The organism is Cytobacillus firmus NBRC 15306 (assembly GCF_001591465.1).
In the GTDB taxonomy this organism is placed as follows: domain Bacteria; phylum Bacillota; class Bacilli; order Bacillales; family Cytobacillaceae; genus Cytobacillus; species Cytobacillus firmus.
This window is the reverse complement of the sequence record NZ_BCUY01000186.1, coordinates 1-2,098: the sequence shown is the minus strand read 5'-3', so window position 1 is coordinate 2,098 and position 2,098 is coordinate 1. Positions and strand designations below refer to the sequence as shown.

The window sequence follows — 2,098 nt, the reverse complement described above, 5'->3', positions numbered from 1 at the left end:
GATAATGCATTTAATGAGCTTGCCTGATTTACTGCTTGCGTTGGGTTTTTATAAGAAGAATTCTCTTCAAATATACGTTTAATATCTTGATAGATTGTCAATTGTACCCCTCCAAAAATCACATTTATCAACAAATAATATAACCAATATTTTCTAATAACTCAATTTTCATATTACTTAAATTAAAATCTGCCCCCGTTAGCAAAAAAGAAAATTGCTTTGCTCTTTATTGAAGCAAAGCAATTGCTATTTCAACAACCTAATCAATATCAGCTATCTTTTTTCCTTCTTCATCTATTTGGGAACTACCTCCACCGAAACTCCAACCTTTGCTTTCAACAAAATCAATAAATGCTTCCAAAAATACATCGTGTCTTAAATCGTCACCGTTGTTTGTATAAATTGAACCCTCAATGTGAACTCCGAATGGTCTTTTCAGTTCGAATTCCTCCCAAAACTAATTAACATTATTTTAGCATTTCTTATTCCACAAACCTGCCCCGTTTGTTCAAATAAGAAAAAAACTGCCGAAATGACAGCCTTGTTTAATAATTTTTATTAGTTTTCATTTTTCACGATTAGCTTAGTATAATTTTGATTCGATTTTATATCTTCTATTTTAATTCCCTCATAATAATACTCTAGTATTTCCTTATATTTCTTTCCTTCTGTTGCCATACTATTTGCCCCATATTGACTCATACCAACTCCGTGTCCATAGCCCTTAGTAGTTACTTGTACATCATTCCCATTAAGTTTTATGCTAAAATCCGTGGATCTTAAACCTAAAGCATCCCTAAATTCGGCTCCGGTAAGTTTCTTTCCACTAATATTAATTGTGGACACTCTTTCGCTAGAGGTTCTTTGAACATCAATCTCATTTGAGATTTTAACTCCTAGCCTTGATTCTATTTCATTACTAGAGAATGTTTTTGTTTTAATAAAATCAGGGGAAGCTTTGTCCCACGGACTAGGGACGCTTCTTAAATATGGAAGCGATGCAGTCCAGTAATCCTCTGAATTTTCCGTATACCCATTACTTATAGCAAAGAAAGAAGCGTCAATAAGCTCACCATTGTAAGTCATTACCAATCCTTGAGTTTCGTTAACTGCTTGTGTTATTCTTTTAATATTTTTTTCATAATTATCGTTTTTCCACATTTCTTTCAATTCATCCTGGTTTTTATAAACTTGTTGTAATGTGGAATCTGTAATATCAGCCCCTTTTGGCAAGTCACTTTTGTTTTCTGTCATTAAAAACTTCATAATATATGTTCTTGCACTAATAGCTTGTGCTTTTAATGCCTCCATTTCGTAATTTGCGGGCATCTCTGATGCTAATACCCCTCTTAAATACTCTTCTAAATACACCTTTTCAATTTCTTTATTATTCATTCTAAATACTGAGACAGTAATGTCTTTATTGCTGCTTTTTGTATTGTTTGCTGTTTTGTTTTTTGGTAAGGTATCTGAATTTGTAGTTTGAGGAAGTTCGGATGATATAATTTTTGTACTTGTTGCATCCGTACCAAAAGCTATTACGATTAGAGAAGGGACACAAAGAACGAAAATAAGAAATGAAATGATAATTATAGATACTGGTCTCATAAATACCTCCCATATTTATATACATAATTAATATGGGTTTTGGACAAGCATTTAGAACTTCTTTTAATAAAATCTGTATTATTATGGAAGTGTCTTACTCAACAAAACTGCCCCTTTTGTTAAAAAAAAGGCCGCCTGGTTTGGCAGCTGATCTTGAACATAAGAAACGGGCCCTTTACTTATTTTTCACTTCCAATTTAATATCTTCTATCCTCCACTTTTTCACACTATCATACTTTCCTATCGCCTTAGTCATTACAAATTGATAATTGGTTTTGATATCTTCAACCGTATTGTAGGTAAGGTATACTTTATCTTTTTCAATTCTGAATTCCTTAAGATCCAGAACAGCATTTGGTATCCATTCAAATCCTTTGCCATTAAAGCCAAAACCACAAGGGCAGTTTCCTGCTTTGTCTGTTGTAAAGTAACCTTGCTCATCCTTAAAGGCCATAAATTTAGTTGCTTCCTGAAATGATTGTGAAGCCTT

General features: G+C 32.9%; 1 protein-coding gene and 1 pseudogene. Both read right to left on the bottom strand.

The features are described from left to right. Positions 1-558 precede the first annotated feature (558 nt). Positions 559-1,608, bottom strand: coding sequence for a stage II sporulation protein D (spoIID, locus tag BFI01S_RS21665; RefSeq protein WP_061794414.1), 1,050 nt, complete (start codon positions 1,606-1,608; stop codon positions 559-561). Between the two features lie 175 nt (positions 1,609-1,783). Beyond that, a pseudogene (locus tag BFI01S_RS21660) lies at positions 1,784-2,098 on the bottom strand (hypothetical protein); the annotation flags it as partial.